This is a genomic window from Candidatus Dedyshia acidiphila (assembly GCF_051025295.1).
Classification (GTDB): Bacteria; Acidobacteriota; Terriglobia; order Terriglobales; family Acidobacteriaceae; genus KBS-83.
In genome coordinates this window covers 113,099-131,677 of record NZ_JBMGJV010000002.1, presented here as the reverse complement: position 1 = coordinate 131,677, position 18,579 = coordinate 113,099, and the positions used below count along the sequence as shown (strand labels likewise).

The window sequence follows — 18,579 nt, the reverse complement described above, 5'->3', positions numbered from 1 at the left end:
GGGAGCGGCTTTGCCCTCCTACACCCGCACCAGCTCTGTTTGCACGCGGCCGGTGACTTCGGCGCTGTGCTCCGTGGTGAGCATGTTCACTTCGCTGCGTAAGCCGAAGGTATCGAGGTAGACGCCAGGCTCGACCGAGAAGCAGGTGTGCGGCAGCAGGAGGCGCTCGTCGTGCGTCTCGAAGTTGTCGAGGTGAGCGCCGCTGCCGTGGAGTTCGACACCGATGTTGTGACCTGTGCGGTGCGTGAAGTGATCGGCATAGCCGCGCTCGCGCAGGAGCTGGCGGGCGGCTTCGTCGGCCTCCCAGCCGGCAATGGGACGGCCTGCGGCAAACGCCTGCTGCACAACCTGGATCGCCGCGTCGCGCGCGTCGCGGACAGCAGTGAAGACCGACTGCTCCTCCGCGGTGGGTTCGCGATCGATGACGCCGGTCCAGGTTATGTCGTAGAAGCAGGTGGCCTCGGGCGCGGCGTTCTGGGGGCGGCCCCAGATGTCGATCAGCAGGAAGTCACCCGAGCGAATGGGTGAGTGGCGTTCGGCACTGGGCTCGTAGTGCGAGTCGGCGGCGTTCGCGTTCACGGAGACATTCGGACCATGGTCCCAAGCCAGGCCAGCGGCTTCGAGCTCACGCTGGAACCACTGCACCATGGAGTGTTCCGTGACCGCAGCTCCGCTGCGAACCAGACGTCCGATCTCGCGGAAGCCCTCATCGAGGATGGGGTCGATCGCCTGCTGCGCGGCGCGATGGCTGGCCTCCTGCGCCGGGGTGAGCACGGCTTCAAAGCGGCTGACCAGGTCCGCGGACGAGACGATCGTCTTGCCGAGCTCGCACAACACCTCGACGGTGCCGGCGTCGACCATCGAGACATAAATGATCGCGTTGCGCGGTGAGTACTGCATGGCGATGCGGGTTGCGCCGGTGAGCAGCTCGGCGAGGCCGGCCTCAAGCTCCTGCCACGTGCTGTAGGCGCGAACAGAGCCGGGAAGCGGGTCCAAATGGTGGCTCTCGATGCGATGAACCAGCTTGCGCGGTGTACCCTGCGCGGGGATGAAGTAGAACCAGCGCCGCGAGACGTGCAGCGTCGGCGACAGGCCGAGCACGCGGTAGGCGATGGGGTCGCGGTGGTGGTGGTCGTAGAAGAGCCAGCCATCGAGCCCGGCCTCCGCAAGCGCTGCCTGAATGCGATCGAGTTGCATGCGTTGCGATTGTAAGCGCTCGCCGAACTGTGATCCGGCGTGCGACGGAACCAGCTAGACTGACGCGGGGCGGGAGGGCGCAGGATGCACGCCGGCGGCATTCACCACATCGAGCTGATCCTGCTGTTGCTGCTCTTCCTGGTGGGCGCGCTTACGACGTTGTCGCGCCGTTTCCACACGCCGTACCCCATCGTGCTGGTGATCGGCGGGCTGCTGTTGAGCTTTGTGCCGAACCTGCCGCGGATCTCGCTCGATCCGAACCTGGTCTTTCTTGTCCTGCTGCCCCCGCTTTTGTTCGCTGCCGCGTTCAACACGTCGTGGCACGACTTCCGCTTCAACCTGGTGAGCGTGACCATGCTTGCGTTCGGCCTGGTCGGGTTCACGGTGGCCGGGGTGGCAGCGGCGAGCCACTATCTTCTGCCCGGCTTCGACTGGCGGCTTGGCCTGGTGCTGGGCGCGGTGGTGTGCAGCACGGACGCGATTGCTGCCAGCGCGATTGCCTCGCGAGTGGGGCTGCCGCGCGCGATCGTGGACGTACTCGAAGGCGAGAGCCTGGTAAACGATGCGAGCTCCTTGCTGGCGCTCGAATTCGCTGCCGGCCTGGTGGTGAGCGGACGTAGCCCGGGCATGGGTGAGGGCGTACTGCGGCTGGTGCTGCTGGTCGGGTGCGGCCTGCTGACCGGCTTCGTCTCCGCGTGGCTGCTCCATCGCCTGCAACTGCGGCTGGCCGACCCGCCGATCGAGATCACGCTCAGCCTGATGGCGCCATACATCTCTTACCTGCTGGCGGAGTCGCTGCATGCGTCGGGCCCGCTGGCCACCGTGGTGTGCGGGCTCTACCTGGGGCAGAAGCGGTCAGAGGTGTTCACGACGGAGGCACGGCTCGAAAATTCGGCAGTCTGGAACACGCTGGACTTTGTGCTGAATGGCGTGGTGTTCATCCTGATCGGACTGCAGTTGCCGTTCATCCTGGACGGGATCCGCGAGATGCGGCACCTGGAGCTGCTGCGCGATGCGGCGATCCTGTCCGCAGCGGTGATCGTGCTGCGCATGCTCTGGATGTTTCCCGGGGCTCGAATCGCGTATGCGATCCGCACACGCGTGCTGGGGCAGCACTACCCGCGGCCGAGCACACGGGCCGTATTCGTCATCGGCTGGACCGGCATGCGCGGCGTCCTGGCGCTGGCGGCGGCCTTCTCTCTGCCGCGCGAGGTAGAGAGCGGTGCCCCGTTTCCGGAGCGAAACGTCATCATTTTCCTGACCTTTGCGGTCATTCTGGTGACGCTGGTGCTGCAGGGGCTGACGCTGCCTTCGTTGATCCGGCAGTTGGGGCTGTGCGAGGCGGACCCGCTGCTCAAAGCAGAGCGAGTGGCGCGCGAACGAGTGCTGCGGGCGGCTCTCGACTACCTGGAGTCAGTCGAGGACCAGGAGGGCGGGGCCAACCGAGAGGTCTGGGAAGATGCAGTGCATCACTACCGGGAGCTCTATGCGCTCTGCGAGGGTGGCGAGGCGCCGGGGGACGCGAAGCTCACGGCGTGGCGCAGCACGCGCGATCTGAACGCGCGAGTACGAACAGTGGAACGCCACGCCCTGGACCGGATGCGGGCGGAAGACCGCATGAGTGATCACGTACTGCGCAAGCTGGAACGCGAGCTGGACCTGCTGGATATACGGTTCCTGAACTAAGCGGGCACCGTGCCGCGTTTGAGGCTGCCACCGGGACCAGATAGAGTGGGGGCAGAGTTGATTGCCGCTGAGGAGCCAGAAGGACGATGACGGGAAGGCTGATTGAAACCGCGATCGGGGTGCTGATCTTTATCTCTTGTGTCGTCTGGGCGACGCAGGGCAAGCCGCTGAGCGAGAGCGCGCACCAGGAAGACACGGGGCCGGCGGGCGATCCGCCACACCTGAGCTAAGCTGTAGCGCCCGGAACAGAGAACGCCTTCACTCCGCCAGATCGGCTGGAGCGAAGGCGTTTTTGCGTGTGTCTGGCACGATCAGCGGCGGCGGGGTGGGGGCGGCATGCGCATCCACACGATGCCGGCTATGAAGAACAGCGCGGAGACGCTGAGCGAGAGCAGGGCGTGGAGCCTGTGGTTGTAGTGGACGGCGAGCGCGGCGCTGATCCACCAGACAAGAGCGCCGGCAAACCAGATCCAGTACGTCTTTGACGAGAGCGAGTTCGGCGAGGCCATCTGACTCCTGACCGGGGCAGGGCGCCGGTCCTAGAGCTTTTGACGGCGGCGGCGCAGGGCCCGGCTGCACAGCAAGAGAGCTATCGTCAGGCTAGCAGCGAACAGGAGGGGAAGTCGCCCATCGGCGGACCCGGCGGACGCGAGCAACCAGAGCACAGTGCCGGCGACGAGAGCGTGGTACGTCTGCATGGGGAGGAGCCTAGCAGCGGCGGCTGCAGAAACCTCATGCACCAGCCGGGGGAGTCGGGTGCCGGTGGTAATGACACACAGGTGGACGCGGCCGATCTGTTCCGAATTGGGCGTGACGGCGGGCTGGTCAGTGACCCTGTTAGCGGCCCGATTGGGAACTTCCTCTGCGGTCGCGTTCCTCTACGACAGAAGTAACGTTCCCTCCGTGTGGAGTTGCGCGCATGATGCGTGCATGGCACGCCTCGCCACGACCCGAATCCGGATGCTGGAGCTACTGCTGCCGGCGATCGACCGCTGGTCGGGACGACACGCCAGCGGCGTGGCGGATGCGCACGCGCACCTGTCGCTGGGCGACAAGGGCGAGGAAGCAGCCTACCTGCACCTGCGGCGACAGGGATGCATGGTGGTGGCGCGGCGCTGGCGTTCCAGCCGGCAACCCGGCGACCTGGACCTGGTGTGCTGGGAGGGCGACACGCTCTGCTTTGTCGAAGTGAAGACGCGCAGCCGGTTCGAGGTGGCAACCGCTGAGGCGTCAGTCGATGCAGACAAGCGGCGGACGATCCGGCGCATGGCGCGGCTCTACATGAGCAGCCTGCGCGAGCAGCCCCGCCAGGTGCGATTCGACATCGTGACAGTATCGTTTGACGATCTGGCGTCAGCGGAGCTACGGGTGATCCCGGCAGCGTTCAGCTGGACCGAGCCGGCCCACCGCTGGAACTAGTACATACACTTCAGCCCTTGGCGTCTTTGTACTCTTCGTACCAGGCCATCTGGATAGCTTCCAGCTTGCCCTCGTTCGACTTGTTCGGGTCGTCGGCGAAGCCGGCTAGCTCTACGACGTAGCGATGCAGGTCAGTGAAGCGGACCGCGAGCGGGTCGAGTTCAGGGTGCTTCTCCTGCAGCTGGATGCCGATCTCTTCGGCATCGTTCCAGGTGATCTCCTGCGGCATATGTGCTCCCTCCGGTGACGAATCGGCGCGGTTAGGACTTCGACTCGGCAAGGGTGAGCGGCTTGCCCTCGGAGACGTAGTTGCGGTTCCACGCGGGTATCTCGACGACGTAAGTGCCGGGGCCGGTAATGACGGCTTGGCAGCCGAGGCGCGAGTTGAGCTGCACGTCAGCCGCGGTCTCCATGCGGTCGAGCTCCTCGTCTTCGGGCTCCGAGAGCTTCTGCTCGCCCTCTTTGATCCAGAGATGGCACGTGGTGCAGGCGCAGACACCGCCACAGGCGTGGTCGAGGAAGATGTTGTAGTTCTCGGCGACGTCGAGGAAGGACATCGGCTTGCCGTGGTGGTCCCATGGCATGGTGCCGTACTCGAACTCGACCGTGCGGCCCTCGGGCATGAAGGTGACGCGGACCATGTTCGGCGCAGGCGGCTTGGATAAATCGATGACGGGCTCGGGCTTGTGATTCGGCTCGGACATAAGTGTTGGCTCTCTTGATCTGTAGGGCTAGCGGAAGTCAGCGGGAGCGATGGGGTGCGGCGCTGCAGGCCCTTCCCCAATTTTCGCACCAGCCGCGGTCATGGTTTCGCCCTGGAGGGCGCCGGACACGGCGGAGTCCATCATCAGTTCGGCGAAGCGATGCGTTGCCTTATCGAGCGCCTCGGTGCCGTGGCGGATCGCGTCGAGGTCGCTGCCCTCGCGCAACTGCTCGAGTTGCGCGGTGAGCCGCGTGATGCTGGCGCGTTCGTCATCGGTGAGCTGCTGCCAGGCAGGATGCGACGGCGCCTTGCCCACCGCGGCCAGGATGGTGGCCGCTTCGTTGCGCGCTTCGATGAGCTGCCGCTCCTGAAAGTCCTGCTCGGCATTGTCGAAGGATTCGAGGATCATCGATTCGACCTGCTCGTCGGTGAGGCCGTAGGTAGGCTTTACTTCGATCTCGGCCTGCTGCCCGCTGCGTGCTTCGACCGCAGAGACATGGAGCAGACCATTCGCGTCGATGAGGAACTTGACCTCGATGCGTGGCAGGCCAGCCGACATGGGCGGTATGCCCTTGAGGTCGAAGCGGGCGAGCGAGCGGCAATCCTTCGCGAGCTCGCGCTCCCCTTGCACGACGTGAATGGCGACATTGGTCTGACCATCGACGCCTGTGGTGAAGTGCTCGGTTGCGGAGGCAGGGATGGTGGAGTTGCGCTGAATGATCTTCGCAACCACGCCGCCGAGCGACTCGATGCCGAGCGAGAGCGGTGTGACATCGAGCAGCAGCATCTCTTCTGTTGCGGCCGAGCCGCCACCAAGGATGTTGGCCTGCACCGCTGCGCCGAGCGCGACGACTTCGTCGGGATTGATCTCGGTGTGCGGGCGCTTGCCGCGTGAGGGCAGCGCGAACAGATCGGCGACGAGCTGCTGCACGCGTGGAATGCGCGTGGAACCGCCGACGAGGACGACTTCGCCGATCTCCTCTGGCTTAAGGCCGGCATCACGAAGGGCTTGGCGGCAGGGCTCGATGGTGCGGTCGAGAATCGGGGTGATGAGCTGCTCGAACTGCGCGCGCGCGATCTCTCGGCGGTACTGCGTGCCATTGGGCAGCGGCACATCGAGGCGCGCCATCTCCTCTGAGGAGAGCGCGATCTTCGCGTCGATGACGGCTTTGCGCAGCGCCTGCACCAGCTCGGGGTTCTGCCGCGCGGGAATCTTCTCTTCGCTCTCAATCTCGTCGAGCGCGATGGCGAGCAGCAGGTTGTCGAAGTCGTCGCCACCAAGATGCGTGTCGCCGTTCGTGGCGATCACTTCGAAGATGCCCTCGTGCAGCTTGAGGATCGAGATATCAAACGTGCCGCCGCCGAGATCATAAACAGCGACGATGCCATCACGCTGGCGATCGAGGCCGTAGGCGAGTGCGGCCGCGGTGGGCTCATTGACCAGGCGCAGCACTTCAAGGCCGGCCATGCGGCCCGCGTCCTTGGTGGCCTGGCGCTGCGCATCGTTGAAGTAGGCGGGCACCGTGATGACGGCTTGCGTGACCGGCGCGCCGAAGTATCGCTCCGCGTTGCGCTTGAGCTGACGCAGGATGTAGGCGGAGAGTTCGGGTGGCGTGTACTGCTGGTCGCCGATGTCGAGCCGCAGCACTTCGCCCGGCTGAATGTCGGACGCGAGGCGGAAGGGGAAGAGCTTGATCTCGTCGCTGACATCCTCGACGCCGCGGCCCATGAGCCGCTTTACGGAGTAGACGGCGCGCTCGGGGGTGGTGAGCAGCGATGTGCGCGCAGCGTTGCCGACGATGATGCGTTCCTTGCCGCTGGCCGGCATGGCGACGACGGAGGGGACGAGCTTTGAGCCGTCCTCACCGGGGATGACCTGCGGCTGATCGCCCTGCATGAAGGCAACGAGCGAATTGGTGGTGCCGAGGTCGATGCCGACGACGCGGGCTGTCTCTGGTGTGGGCATGGTCTCCTAAAGCGTGTGGCCGCTCGCTGCGGGCGTGAGCACGGATTCAACTTCGCGCAACAGGTTGCGCAGATAACTGCGACGATCAAGCAGGGCGAGCATAACGGTCTTCTGCTGATCGAGCGTGGCGGTGTCGTGCGCATCAAGCGCGGCGTCCCACGCGGTCCACGCGGTGCGCAGGTCGCTGTCAACAGCGGCGAGCATGGACTGGAATTGCTGCTGCGCGCGTTCGAGATCGCCGCGCAGCGTCGGGTCGTCTTCACCCATCTTGACGTTGGCGCGCATCTCTTCGAGCTGCATATTGAGCTCGAAGACCTCTTCGAGCAGGTCGGCGGGCACGCGGTTCTGCTTCTTCGCGGTCTCCCGCGACTCGGTGTTCTCGTCTTCGACGGTGAGCCCTTCGAGCTTGAGCAGGTACGCGGTGCGCGCGACGGGATCCTTGAGCGTGCGGTAGGCGTCGTTCAGCAGCGAGCTCTGGCGGAGGCTCCAGGCCTGCTCTTCCGGGCTCTTGCGTGCGTAGAGATCCGGGTGCAGCTTGCGGCTGAGGCGGTAGAAGTCACGCTCGAGTGCTGCGGTGTCGACGTTCAGCTTGCGCGGGAGTTGGAAGAGCGAGAAATAGGTCTCGAGCTCAGGGGCGTGCGCGGGCTGAGGGGTAGGGGGCGAAGTCTGCATAGGCGTACAAACTGAAGCGAAGGCCCGCGGAATGGCAGCCGAGTCCTGACTGGCGCTCCGGACTGGGCGGGGAAGCTAGGCCGAGAAAGATGTGCCGCAGCCGCAGGACTTCTTGGAGTTCGGGTTGATGAAGTTGAAGCCCTGCCGCATCAGCGTCTCCTCGTAGTCGAGGATCATGCCGCTGAGGTAGAGGAAGGACTTCGGGTCGATGAAGACGCGGACATCGCCGTCGTAGGTGAAGACGCGGTCGCGCTCGCGCGGCTGGGTATCGAAGCGGATCGAGTAGGACAGGCCGGAGCAGCCGCCGCCCAAGATGCCGAGGCGCAGCCCGCCTTCTGCAGGCGAGATGCCTTCATTGGCCATGGCGCTGCGGATGCGCGTAACGGCGCGAGGCGTGACCTCGATGCCGGGCTTGCGAGGTCCGCTGCTGCTGGCCGGTGCCGGCGCGTCAGCCTGCTCTGCAGCCGGCGTGATGCCCACCACCGGCTGCGTTCCCGAATCTGCTGCGGTATCTGCCATCGTTCCTGTTACTTCGCCGCCGTGGCCGGCACGGCTTCCGTGTCAGGCACGCCGTTCTTCTTCTTCCAGTCCCCGATCGCGGCGCGGATCGCGTCCTCGGCCAGCACGGAGCAGTGGATCTTCACCGGGGGAAGCGCGAGCTCCTTCACGATGTCCGTGTTCTTGATCTCGAGCGCCTCGGAGACGGTCTTGCCCTTAACCCACTCGGTCGCGAGCGACGAGGAGGCAATGGCCGAACCGCAGCCGAAGGTCTTGAACTTGGCTTCTTCGATGACCTGCGTCTCCGGGTTGACACGGATCTGCAGGCGCATCACGTCACCGCACTCGGGCGCCCCGACCAGGCCGGTGCCCACCGACTCGCTCGACTTATCCATCTGTCCGACGTTGCGGGGATTGTTGTAGTGGTCGATTACCTTGTCGCTGTATGCCATTTGCTTCTCCTGTGAAACGTGTATCCGAATCGGTTTAGTGCGCCTGCCACTCGATCTTCGAGATGTCGATGCCTTCCTTGACCATCTCGTAGAGCGGCGAGAGTTCACGCAGCTTCTGCACAATGTCGATGACCTTGTCGGCCACGTAGTCCACCTCGGCTTCGCTGTTGAAGCGACCCAGCCCGAAGCGGATGGAGCTGTGTGCGACGTCGTCGCCCAGGCCCAGCGCCTTCAATACATACGATGGCTCAAGCGTCGCGGAGGTGCAGGCCGAACCGCTTGAAACCGCGACGTCATTGATACCCATCAGCAGAGACTCACCCTCAACGTAGACGAAGCTGATGTTGAGGTTGTTGGGCAGACGGTGATCCATGGAGCCGTTGACGTGGATATAGTCGAGCGCACCCTCGAGCTTCGCCTGGAGCTTGTCGCGCAGATGGCTGAGGCGCTCGGCCTCCTTCGCCATCTCCTGGCCGGCGATCTCGCAGGCCTTGCCGAGGCCAACAATGCCCGGAACGTTGAGCGTGCCGGAGCGCATGCCGCGCTCGTGGCCGCCACCGTTGATCTGCTCGGAGATCTGGACACGCGGGTTGCGGCGGCGAACGTAAAGCGCGCCAACACCCTTGGGGCCGTAGAGCTTGTGCGCCGTCAGCGAGAGCACGTCGATGTTCATCGACTGCACGTCGACCGGAATCTTGCCGACAGCCTGGACCGCGTCCGTGTGGAAGATCACATTGCGCTCGTGGCAGAGCTTGCCGATCTCGGTGACTGGCTGGATGACGCCGATCTCGTTGTTCGCGAACATGATGCTGACCAGGATGGTCTTGTCATCCATGGCGCGCTTCAGGTCTTCGAGATCGATCAGGCCGTCAGCCTTCACTGGCAGATAGGTGACCCGGTAACCGGACTTTTCGAGCCGCTTGCAGGTATCGAGGACAGCCTTGTGCTCCGTCACCTGCGTGATGATGTGGTTGCCGCGCTCGCGGTACATCTCCGCGATGCCCTTCAGGGCGAGGTTATTGCTCTCGGTGGAGCCGGAGGTGAAGATGATCTCCTTCGCCGTGGCGCCGATGAGCTTGGCAACCTGGCCGCGGGCGGTTTCGACCGCCTCTTCCGCTTCCCAGCCGAAGGCGTGGTTGCGGCTGGCCGCATTGCCGAAGATGCCGGTCAGGTAGGGCATCATGGCCTCGAGCACGCGCGGGTCGAGCGGGCTGGTGGCGTGGTTGTCCATGTAGATGGGCAGCTTGACGCCGTGCGGGCCGGTCGTGGTGTTGGCATTGCCGTCGGCCGCAACCGCTGCGGTAGCGGCTGGTACTGCGGTGGAGTCGTCGTCGAAGGTGTTCCTGCTCATGATGTCGTCCCTTGCTATTGGTTGCGTCTAGCCGAGTGTGACCAGAGGGTGTTGTTCGCCGCTGGGCTGAGGGTGATGCCGCCGATTCTGTTTCCGGAGGTCGAAGGGGACGCTGTCCACCAGATCGGCGATACGGATCGCCTTGAGCAGATCCGAGATGCTGTCGTTGACCTTGCTGAGCGGTTCTTTGATGGTGCAGCTCTCAAGAAGGTCGCAGGAGCGGGTGGAGCCCGTGGTCGGTCCGCCGCAGGAAGTAATGAACAGAGGGCCGTCGATGGCGTGGATCACTTCGAAGGCCGTGATGGCGTCCGCGTCCCGGGAGAGTGAGTAACCGCCGTTGATGCCAGCGTGCGAGCGCAGCAGGCCGACCTTGGTGAGCCGCTGCAGAATCTTCGCCAGCAACTGGGGCGGAATGCCGTAAGCCTCGGAGATGTCCTTCGCACTGAGCGAGGGCCGGTCGCGGTGCTCGGCTAGGTACTTGAGCGCCATGAGTCCGTAGTCGGCTTTTTTGGTCAGTCGGAGCATGATGGCAAGCGCCGGGAGAGGGGTCCCGCCCCACTTGGGGTGAAACTCGTACCCTTACGGTCGCATTTCCAGTATAGGAGCCGCTACCCCCACATTCAAGGCGGAGGACGCCTGAACGCTAATAATTATCCAACTTTTGCAGGAAGTGAAATCTGCCGGGCAGCCCCGTGGACGGGGCGCGCGGTGACGGAACTCTTACAAGGCGGCCCGGGCGACCGACGGTAAGCTGAGACGTGATGCAGACAACTCCTCTCCCTGACGTTGCGACGGCTCCCGATGCCTCCGGTCCGGACACCTCCGTGACCGACCTACCCATCCTGAACGCCGCCGGCAACTCCAATGCCCTGCCCCGCCCCGAGCAGCACCACGGGCCGCTAAAGTGGGTGTTTGCGGTCGCCCTGGGTGTGTTCCATGCGCTGGCGATCGTCGCGCTGTTTTTTCCGTCATGGAAGGCGCTGATCGCGTTCGCGGTGATGTGGATCTTCGGCCAGAACCTGGGGATCGCGATCGGGTACCACCGGCTGCTGACGCACCGCGGCTATGCGGTGCCACGCTGGCTGGAGTACTTCATCGCCACCTGCGGCACGATGGCGCTGCAGGGCGGCCCGATCTACTGGGTGGGCGTGCATCGGCTTCACCACCAGCTCACGGACAAGCCGGGCGATCCGCATTCGCCGCGCGAGGGCACGTGGTGGGCGCACATGGACTGGATCCTGCACGGCACGCTGCACAACCAGGACCCGTCACTGCAGCGCTACACGCCGGACCTGACGCAACATGCGTACTACCGCTGGCTGGATCGCTTCCACTTCGTGCCAGTCACGCTGGCGGGGATCGGGTTGCTGGCGTGGGGCGGCTGGCGCGCGGTGCTGTGGGGTGTGTTCCTGCGAGCCGTTATCGGCCTGCACGTGACCTGGCTGGTGAATTCGGCGACGCATCTGTGGGGTTCGCGGCGGTATGACACGCGCGACGACAGCCGCAATAACTGGTGGGTGGCGCTGCTGACCGGCGGCGAGGGTTGGCACAACAACCACCATGCGCACCCGGTGAGCGCACGGCACGGCCTGGCCTGGTACGAGTTCGATCCGAACTACTACGCGATCTGGCTGATGGAGAAGCTCGGGCTCGCGCGGAAGGTGTACGTCAAGGAGCTCTAGCCACGGTTGGGCGGCGCACGCGGCTGGTTCTCTGCATCTAGAGAACTGCCGGAGGCTCTCTTGATCGATTCGCACGTGAACACCCGCGCTTCCCTGCTCTGCGGTGCTGGCCTGCTCGTGTCTCTCCTCGCCACAGGCAGCGCTGCCGGGCAGCCCTCCTCGCCCTCTGCCACCGAGACAGTCACAATCGATGCGAAGGCTGCGGGGACGCCGCTGCCGCACAACTGGGAGCAGATGTTCGGCTCCGGGCGTGCCATTCTTGCGCTCCGTGAGAGCTATCAGCTCGATCTGCGCACCGTGAAGGCCGCGACTGACTTCACCTATGTGCGGTTTCACGCCATTTTCGATGACGAAGTCGGCGTGTACGACACGGACAAGGACGGCAAGCCGGTCTACAACTGGTCGTACGTGGACCAGATCTACGACGCGCTGCTCGCGAATGGCGTGAAGCCGTTTATCGAGCTGAGCTTCATGCCGAAGAAGATGGCCGCGCGTCAGGATCTGCATGCGTTCTGGTACAAGCAGGTCGTCTCTCCGCCCGCCGACTACAACCAATGGGGCGCGCTGGTCGAGGCGTTCACGCGGCACCTGGTCGAGCGCTACGGCATCGATGAGGTGGCGAGCTGGTACTTCGAGGTCTGGAACGAACCGAACATCGACTTCTGGACCGGCCGCCCGGCGCAGTCAACCTACTTCGAGCTCTACGATCACGCCGCACGCGCGGTGAAGACGGCGAATCCGCGGTTGCGGGTGGGCGGCCCGGCGACCGCGCAGGCCGCGTGGGTGGACGCAATGATTGCCCATGCCGCGGCTGAGCATGTGCCTCTCGACTTCGTCTCGACGCACGTCTACGGCAACGACACGGCCGCCGATGTGTTCGGGACAGGGCCGCACCCGACGATCGCGCCACACGGCATGGTGTGCGCCGCGGTCGAGAAGGTGCATCAGCAGATCGCGCATTCGGCCATGCCGCAGATGCCGCTGATCTGGAGTGAGTACAACGCGACGTACATGAATCAGCCGGAGATCACCGACTCGATCTACATGGGGCCGTGGCTCGCGCGCAGCATCGCGGAGTGCGGCGATAAGGCGCAGATGATGTCCTACTGGGCCTTCTCCGATGTGTTCGAAGAGCAGGGCGTGGTGAAGACGCCGTTCTACGGCGGCTACGGGTTGGTCGCAGAGCTGGGCATTCCGAAGCCGGCGCTGCGGGCGTTCAGCCTGCTGCATGCGCTGGGCACGGAGCGGCTGGCAAGCGACCGCGGGCAGGATGCTCTGGTGACGCGCGCAGCGGATGGCAGCCTGCGCATCGCGCTGTGGAATGGCGTCGAACCGGGCCAGAGCGGGGCTCCGCGGCAGTTCCGGCTGGCCGTGCGCGGGTCGAGCACTGCGGCGGTGACGATTCGCCGCGTGGATGCCGAACACGGCGACACGCAGACAGCCTGGCAGAAGATGGGCTCGCCGCCCAACCCCACGCAGGCGCAGGTGCAGCAGCTCAGGTCGATCGCAATCGAGAAGCCGGAGGAGCAGAGCCGCCTACAGGAAGGCAACCTGGACATCACCGTCCCACCGAACGGACTGGCAGTGGTGTGGATCGCGCGGTAGGTGAGTCGTTAGAGGTCGCGCGTCTTGAAGAGGCGCTCGGGAACGGCGCGGATGATGCTCATGATGGGCCACCAGAACCACGGCACATAGAGCACATCCTTGCGGGTGCGGATGGCGCGCAGGATGCCTTCCGCAACGGCCTCGGGGGTGGCGAAGAGCCGGTTGCGTGGGATGTGCGCGGTCATCGGCGTGGCCACAAAGCCGGGCTTGATAGTGAGCACGTGCACACCGCGGCGGTCCAGCCGGTTTCGTAACCCGGAGAGGAACGTATCGAGCGCGCCCTTCGAGGCGCCGTAGACGTAGTTGCTCTTGCGTCCGCGATCGCCAGCGACCGAGCTGATGACGGCGAGCGTGCCGCGTCCCTGCTGCTCGCAGCAGTTGGCGAGCCACGTGAGCAGTGAGACTGGCGAGAGGAAGTTCGTGACCAGCACCCGCTCGGCCGTTGCGTAGTCATATTGCGCAGCAAGTTGATCGCCGAGCACGCCGTGTGCGAGCAGCGCGAGATCGAGTGTGCCGAGCCGGGATAGCGCACTCGCCAGCAGCGCGGGATGCTGCGTGGTGTCGTCCAGGTCCGTGACGACCATGTCGACCGCAGCGGCGCCGCGGACCAGCAGGTCCTGTGCGACGGCGTTCAGCTTCTCCTTCGAGCGCGCGACCAGGAAGAAGTGCGCGTTTGGCGTCGCGAGCTGACGCTGCACGGCCATGGCGATGGCAGAGGTGGCTCCGAGCACGAGGATGGTGCGCGGCGGATAGGGGACGCGATCAGCCAATGGCGGTCACTCGCTGCCAGAAAGCCGAGGAGAAGGCCGGATCGATGAAGCGGGCGAAGTCCTGCCACTGCGGATAGAACTGCTGGAAGTGGCGCGGCGACATGCGGGCGTCCTTCGCCGGGTACATCTTGCCGCCACATTCGGCGGTGATATCGGCGAGGCGGTCGACGAGGTCGAAGCTGCGCTCAGCGCGCACCGGGAAGTCGAGCGCGATCATGGGGCCGGGCGCGGGAAAGCTCATCATGCCGGGCGAGCGCACGTCACCAAAGATCTTGATCACGGCGAGGAACGAGCCCAGGCCGGAGGCGGTGATGGACTTGAGCAGGCGGGTGAAGCCTTCCTGGAAGTCGCCTGATTCCCAGGGCATCACGCACTGGAACTGCAGGAGGCCGCTCTTGCCGTAGGCGCGGTTCCACTGGTGTATGGAGTCGAGCGGGTAGAAGAACGGCTCGTAGTCGATGAGGCCGGTCTTCTGCTTCGCGAACTGCCGGCCGTAATAGGCCGTGTTGAACGCGCCGATGGTGGCCTTGTTCATCAGGAACTCGGGCAGATCGAAGGGCATGGTGAGCTTCGGCTTGCCGGAGGGCGTGAGCGGCTCGGGAATGGCGGAGTGATCGCCTTGCATGAAGATGCCGCGGGCGAAGTTCTTGCCGGTGGAGACGCAGTCGATCCACGCGACGGTGTACTCGAGGTGCTGCGACGCGCGTGACAGCGCGAAGAACTCATTGAGGCCAACAAACTTGATCGAGTCCTGGCGAATTTTGCGCGAGACGATAGGGCGGAGCTGCACCTCGGCCCAGGTGATCAGGCCGGTGAGGCCGAGGCCGCCGATGGTCGCTTCATAGAGCGATGGATTTTGCGTGGCGGTGCACTCGTAGCTTTCACCATTCGAGCGAACGAGCTCGAAGCGCGGCACGTGGCAGCCGAAGGTGCCGGCGACGTGGTGGTTCTTGCCGTGGACGTCGTTGGCAATCGCACCACCAACGGTGACGAATTTTGTCCCTGGCGAGACGGGCAGGAACCAGCCGCGGGGGACCGCGAAGGCGAGGATTTCTGCGAGCGAGACGCCAGCCTCGCAGCGCAGCAGGCCGGTGGCCTGGTCGAAGGCGATGAAGCGATCGAGGCCTCGCGCGCCAAGCAGGGTACCGCCATCGAGCAGGCAGGAGTCGCCATAGGAGCGGCCGAGGCCGACGGCCAGCATGGTCTCGCGGGGCACACGCAGCGGAAAGTCACTGCGCCAGAAGAGCGGCGCCACCTCGGCGACATGCCGGGGGTAGCGTCCCCAGGACTCAAACTCGGGCGCACGCGCTGGCGTGCTCGCAGGCGTGGGTGCGGGCGAGGACTCGGGGGATGTGGTGCTGGCTGCCATGAATGGTCTTAGGGTATCAGGGGCAACGGCCAGCCTGATGACCAAGGAGTTCCCCCCGGGCCCCTGAATGAGCGGGTAAGTCGGCTCCTTAGGCGTCTACCAGGTGTAGTGGACGGTATAGGCCACGCTGCCGGTCGATTCGGGTTGGATGGTGATGGGGAAATCGACCGTCCACGCATCGCGCTTCTGGTACTCCTTCGAGCGGTCGATGATCTTCCAGTTGGCCGCGCGGTTGAGGTGCTCGATGACGTGCACGGTGACGGGCTGGTCCTTCTGGTTCTTCATCTCGATCGAGAAGCTCTCATCGATGAAGCGGTGCGTGGAGTCGACGTGGAAGTCGGTCTGGGTACGCTTGCCCTTGATGTCGAAGGCGTCCCCGGTGACGAAGCGAACCGTCTCGTTGCGCGGTGTGTGGGGGATTTCGGCTTCGCCAGCCAACTGGACGGCTCCATGCGAGTCGCGGCGGTAGAGGCGCAGCCTGCCAGCCGGCATGGGCACGCCGAGGTGATTGGCCGCGGAGTTGGTGAACTCGTTCACGATGGTGACGCGTCCGGGGCCGTTTGCGGGATTGAAGTTGCGATCGAGGCTGGCGACTCCGCCACCCTCGATGGGCGCGAAGCCGGGGGCAGGCTCGTACTCGTAACTGCGCGTGATCGGTATGGAGCTGCCTGCCAGGAACTCGATCTGCTTGGTCTCGCCGCTGCGCAGGGACGTGATCCGGTTCAGGTCGTAGAGGTGGAAGTCGTCGAAGTTCTCCTGGGTCACAGTCTGCATCTGCTCGTAGACCTTTCCATTCACGGCAGCGCCAGCCATGACCGCCGGCTGGATTCGTGCGACGTTGCCAGCGATCAGCTTGATGGCGGCCTGCGGAAAGTCCACGCCGGATTCGTTGTTCATCGTGACCCAGCCAACCAGGTCCATCGACTCGGTGGCGCTGCCGCCGTTGCCCTTGCCTACGAGGAGGTTGTAGGTCGCCGACCAGGTGAAGCCGCGCGTGATGTAGCTGAGCTCCGCGGGAAAGGAGGCGGGCTGCTCGCTCGCGATCTGCCAGCGCAGCGTGGGCTTCAGCAGCAGGCCGTCGGTGGTCGCGGGGAAGAGCGGTGTCCCGGGAAGCTGGAACTGCATGCGTCCGTCCACTTCGACCAGCGGGGGAGACGCGCGCAGGATGCGTCCCGGTTTGATCACTGGAATCTGCTGGTGAGTTTTCTCGTCCTGATAGCTGCCCAGTTCGAAGTCGATCGTCTTGCCTTCGTACTTCTGGAGCAGCCAATCCTGATTGACGATGCCGGCGTCGTAGTTCTGCTCGACCACGGAAAAGCTGTGTTTGCCGGCAGGGTCGCGCAGCACGACCGAGTCAGGCTCGAGCTGGCTGGTGACTTCGGTCGTCGTGACCTCCGTGGTGCCCGGCTTGAGAGCGAGGTCAACCGTGGTGCGCGCGAGGGCGAAGTTCTGGTTGTAGATCGTGAGCGAGACCGGCGCGGCCTGCTGAGCGTGCAGGGCAGACGTTGCGAGCAGGAGAACGAGAGTCGGGACAGAGAGAGCAGTGCGCATGCGACGGAGATCTCCTTCGGCAGAGACGGCAAACGTAAGAGTGGACGGAAGCCTGTGCCCTTAGACACCGGTCCCGGCGATTCGACGCACGAGAGGGAACATTTTCACGAAGAGGGATCAGGACGCGCGCTACAAAGAGGCGAGCGCGATCAGCACAGCGCCGAGGCCCATCAGTAGGCTCATGCGGTCGGTCAGGGCGAAGACGACCGGATCCTCATCGAGTTCGCCGCGCGAGGCCAGCAGCCACACACGGCACAGCCAGAGGATCATGAGCGGCGGCATCAGCCACAGGCGCTGGTGGTGCGGGTAGAGCCCGAAGACGTCGGGCTGGCCGATGTAGACCGCGAAGACAACGACGGAGGCGAAGGCGCTCGAGGTGCCGAAGGAGCGGACCTGCTCGATGTCGTTCAGCAGGTAGCCGCGGCCGTTGGTGATCTGCGAGCCGGCATCGCGCACGTTCTGCAGTTCGCTGAAGCGCTTGACCATGGCGAGCGACAGGAAGATGAAGATCGAAAACGCGGCCAGCCAGGGGGAGATGTGCGTTGTCGTGGCGGCGGCGCCGGCGAGCATGCGCAGGGTGTAGAGCGTCGACAGGACGACCACGTCGAGGATGACGATGCGCTTGAGCGCAAGCGAGTACGCAAGCGTCGTCACCAGGTAGAGCGAAAGCCAGCCAAGGAACGCATATGGCAGCAGCAGGACGGCGGCGGTGAATGAGGCGAGCAGGAACACGGCCGAGATCGCGACACCTGTCGCCACCGAAAGATTGCCCGAGGCGAATGGGCGCAGGCGCTTGCGCGGGTGCTGGCGATCGGCCTCGATGTCGAGCAGGTCGTTGACGATGTAGGTGGCCGAGGCGCAGAGCGAGAAGCAGAGGAAGGCGAACACGGCCGCCAGCACGGGGCGCATACCGAGCCGGTGCGCGAGCAGCACGGGCAGGAAGATCAGCGCGTTCTTCGCCCACTGATGCACGCGGATGGTCTTGGTCAGGACGCGCGCGGTGGAGGCCCGGTCGGTAAACGTGCGCTCGGCCTTGACGCCGCTCGAGCGCAGGGCCACGCGCAGCCGGAGGTCGGGGTTGGCCAACATCGGGGTCTCCGCCGCGGCGAGCAGTGGCAGATCGGGATGCGCGTTGCCGATGTAGTCGAAGGGGCCGGCGAAGCGCTCGCGGAAGCCGGCCAGCTTGTTGGACCCGGTGAGGTTGGTGCTGCCGTCGGAGGCGAGCACGCCCTCGAAGATGCCGAGATGGTCAGCGACACGATGAGCGAGCGCGGAGTCGGCGCCAGTGGCGAGATAGAGCTTGCGGCCCTGGCCACGCTGCGCCATCAGATATTCAAGCAGCGAGCGGTTGTAGGGCAGGTGCTCGACGTTGAGCGAGACACGGCTGGTGACCTCGCGCTTGAGATGGGCCTTGCCGCGTAGCGCCCAGAGCGGGCTCTGTAGCGCGTTCAGCGGCTCCGTGCGAACGAGCAGCAGCAGCGAGTCGACCAGGGTGTCCGATTTGACCAGGGTGCCATCGAGGTCCACGCAGAGAGGGCGCTCGAGGGCAGGAGGTGCGGAGGTCGCCATGCGTGCTTCGATGTCCTGTTCGTATCGACTGTTTCGCCGCAAGAATATCAAAGCGAGGTGGAGGGCCCGGTGAGCAACACAGAGCAGGA

Annotated in this window: 19 protein-coding genes; 5 read left to right on the top strand and 14 right to left on the bottom strand. The window is 64.8% G+C overall.

From position 1 onward, the window contains the following. Positions 1 to 18 precede the first annotated feature (18 nt). Positions 19 to 1,197 (bottom strand): M24 family metallopeptidase, encoded by a 1,179-nt coding sequence (locus AC5IJH_RS01535; RefSeq protein WP_491901024.1) that lies wholly within the window; start codon positions 1,195 to 1,197, stop codon positions 19 to 21. Between the two features lie 84 nt (positions 1,198 to 1,281). Between AC5IJH_RS01535 and AC5IJH_RS01530 the strand changes: the two genes are divergently transcribed. Further along, a complete protein-coding gene (locus AC5IJH_RS01530; RefSeq protein WP_491901023.1) occupies positions 1,282 to 2,883 on the top strand; it encodes a Na+/H+ antiporter in 1,602 nt (533 codons plus the stop codon). 86 nt (positions 2,884 to 2,969) lie between these two features. Next, complete coding sequence (locus AC5IJH_RS01525; RefSeq protein ID WP_491901022.1) at positions 2,970 to 3,113, top strand: hypothetical protein; 144 nt, start codon at positions 2,970 to 2,972, stop codon at positions 3,111 to 3,113. Positions 3,114 to 3,194: 81 nt separating this feature from the next. On the opposite strand, the gene AC5IJH_RS01520 is transcribed toward AC5IJH_RS01525, so the two are convergent. Next, positions 3,195 to 3,392, bottom strand: coding sequence for a hypothetical protein (locus tag AC5IJH_RS01520; RefSeq protein WP_491901021.1), 198 nt, complete (start codon positions 3,390 to 3,392; stop codon positions 3,195 to 3,197). A gap of 421 nt (positions 3,393 to 3,813) precedes the next feature. On the opposite strand from AC5IJH_RS01520, the gene AC5IJH_RS01515 reads away from it, so the two are divergent. Beyond that, entirely contained in the window at positions 3,814 to 4,302 is a 489-nt protein-coding gene (locus AC5IJH_RS01515) for a YraN family protein (protein ID WP_491901020.1), read from the top strand. Between the two features lie 10 nt (positions 4,303 to 4,312). Here the strand turns inward: AC5IJH_RS01515 and iscX are convergent, their stop codons facing one another. From iscX to AC5IJH_RS01475, 8 genes are all read right to left on the bottom strand, one after another. Beyond that, a complete protein-coding gene (gene iscX, locus AC5IJH_RS01510; RefSeq protein ID WP_491901019.1) occupies positions 4,313 to 4,531 on the bottom strand; it encodes a Fe-S cluster assembly protein IscX in 219 nt (72 codons plus the stop codon). 31 nt (positions 4,532 to 4,562) lie between these two features. Further along, positions 4,563 to 5,006: a 2Fe-2S iron-sulfur cluster-binding protein gene (locus tag AC5IJH_RS01505; protein ID WP_491901018.1), complete on the bottom strand. Its 444-nt coding sequence runs from the start codon at positions 5,004 to 5,006 to the stop codon at positions 4,563 to 4,565. A gap of 27 nt (positions 5,007 to 5,033) precedes the next feature. Continuing rightward, positions 5,034 to 6,971 carry a Fe-S protein assembly chaperone HscA gene (hscA, locus tag AC5IJH_RS01500; RefSeq protein WP_491901017.1) on the bottom strand — a complete coding sequence of 646 codons (1,938 nt, stop codon included), beginning with the start codon at positions 6,969 to 6,971 and terminating at the stop codon, positions 5,034 to 5,036. Positions 6,972 to 6,977: 6 nt separating this feature from the next. Then, a complete protein-coding gene (gene hscB, locus AC5IJH_RS01495; RefSeq protein ID WP_491901016.1) occupies positions 6,978 to 7,643 on the bottom strand; it encodes a Fe-S protein assembly co-chaperone HscB in 666 nt (221 codons plus the stop codon). A 75-nt stretch (positions 7,644 to 7,718) separates the two neighbouring features. Next, positions 7,719 to 8,162 (bottom strand): HesB/IscA family protein, encoded by a 444-nt coding sequence (locus tag AC5IJH_RS01490; protein WP_491901015.1) that lies wholly within the window; start codon positions 8,160 to 8,162, stop codon positions 7,719 to 7,721. 8 nt (positions 8,163 to 8,170) lie between these two features. Then, positions 8,171 to 8,593: a Fe-S cluster assembly scaffold IscU gene (gene iscU, locus AC5IJH_RS01485; protein ID WP_491901014.1), complete on the bottom strand. Its 423-nt coding sequence runs from the start codon at positions 8,591 to 8,593 to the stop codon at positions 8,171 to 8,173. 34 nt (positions 8,594 to 8,627) lie between these two features. Next, positions 8,628 to 9,944 (bottom strand): IscS subfamily cysteine desulfurase, encoded by a 1,317-nt coding sequence (locus AC5IJH_RS01480; RefSeq protein ID WP_491901013.1) that lies wholly within the window; start codon positions 9,942 to 9,944, stop codon positions 8,628 to 8,630. A 27-nt stretch (positions 9,945 to 9,971) separates the two neighbouring features. Then, positions 9,972 to 10,469 (bottom strand): RrF2 family transcriptional regulator, encoded by a 498-nt coding sequence (locus tag AC5IJH_RS01475; RefSeq protein WP_491901012.1) that lies wholly within the window; start codon positions 10,467 to 10,469, stop codon positions 9,972 to 9,974. Positions 10,470 to 10,705: 236 nt separating this feature from the next. Here AC5IJH_RS01475 and AC5IJH_RS01470 point away from each other — a divergent pair, with 236 nt between their 5' ends. Together AC5IJH_RS01470 and AC5IJH_RS01465 are read left to right on the top strand one after the other, a co-directional pair. Then, positions 10,706 to 11,626 (top strand): acyl-CoA desaturase, encoded by a 921-nt coding sequence (locus AC5IJH_RS01470; protein WP_491901011.1) that lies wholly within the window; start codon positions 10,706 to 10,708, stop codon positions 11,624 to 11,626. A gap of 60 nt (positions 11,627 to 11,686) precedes the next feature. Continuing rightward, positions 11,687 to 13,231, top strand: coding sequence for a GH39 family glycosyl hydrolase (locus AC5IJH_RS01465; RefSeq protein ID WP_491901010.1), 1,545 nt, complete (start codon positions 11,687 to 11,689; stop codon positions 13,229 to 13,231). An 8-nt stretch (positions 13,232 to 13,239) separates the two neighbouring features. On the opposite strand, the gene AC5IJH_RS01460 is transcribed toward AC5IJH_RS01465, so the two are convergent. The 4 genes from AC5IJH_RS01460 to AC5IJH_RS01445 all read right to left on the bottom strand — a co-directional run bounded on the left by AC5IJH_RS01460 (position 13,240) and on the right by AC5IJH_RS01445 (position 18,490). Next, entirely contained in the window at positions 13,240 to 14,001 is a 762-nt protein-coding gene (locus AC5IJH_RS01460) for an SDR family oxidoreductase (RefSeq protein WP_491901009.1), read from the bottom strand. After that, positions 13,994 to 15,370, bottom strand: coding sequence for an FAD-binding oxidoreductase (locus AC5IJH_RS01455; protein ID WP_491901008.1), 1,377 nt, complete (start codon positions 15,368 to 15,370; stop codon positions 13,994 to 13,996). The genes AC5IJH_RS01460 and AC5IJH_RS01455 overlap by 8 nt, the downstream gene beginning before the upstream one ends. Positions 15,371 to 15,466: 96 nt before the next feature. Further along, a complete protein-coding gene (locus AC5IJH_RS01450) occupies positions 15,467 to 16,921 on the bottom strand; it encodes a DUF4139 domain-containing protein (RefSeq protein ID WP_491901007.1) in 1,455 nt (484 codons plus the stop codon). A 129-nt stretch (positions 16,922 to 17,050) separates the two neighbouring features. Next, positions 17,051 to 18,490 carry a UbiA family prenyltransferase gene (locus AC5IJH_RS01445; protein ID WP_491901006.1) on the bottom strand — a complete coding sequence of 480 codons (1,440 nt, stop codon included), beginning with the start codon at positions 18,488 to 18,490 and terminating at the stop codon, positions 17,051 to 17,053. Positions 18,491 to 18,579: the final 89 nt, after the last annotated feature.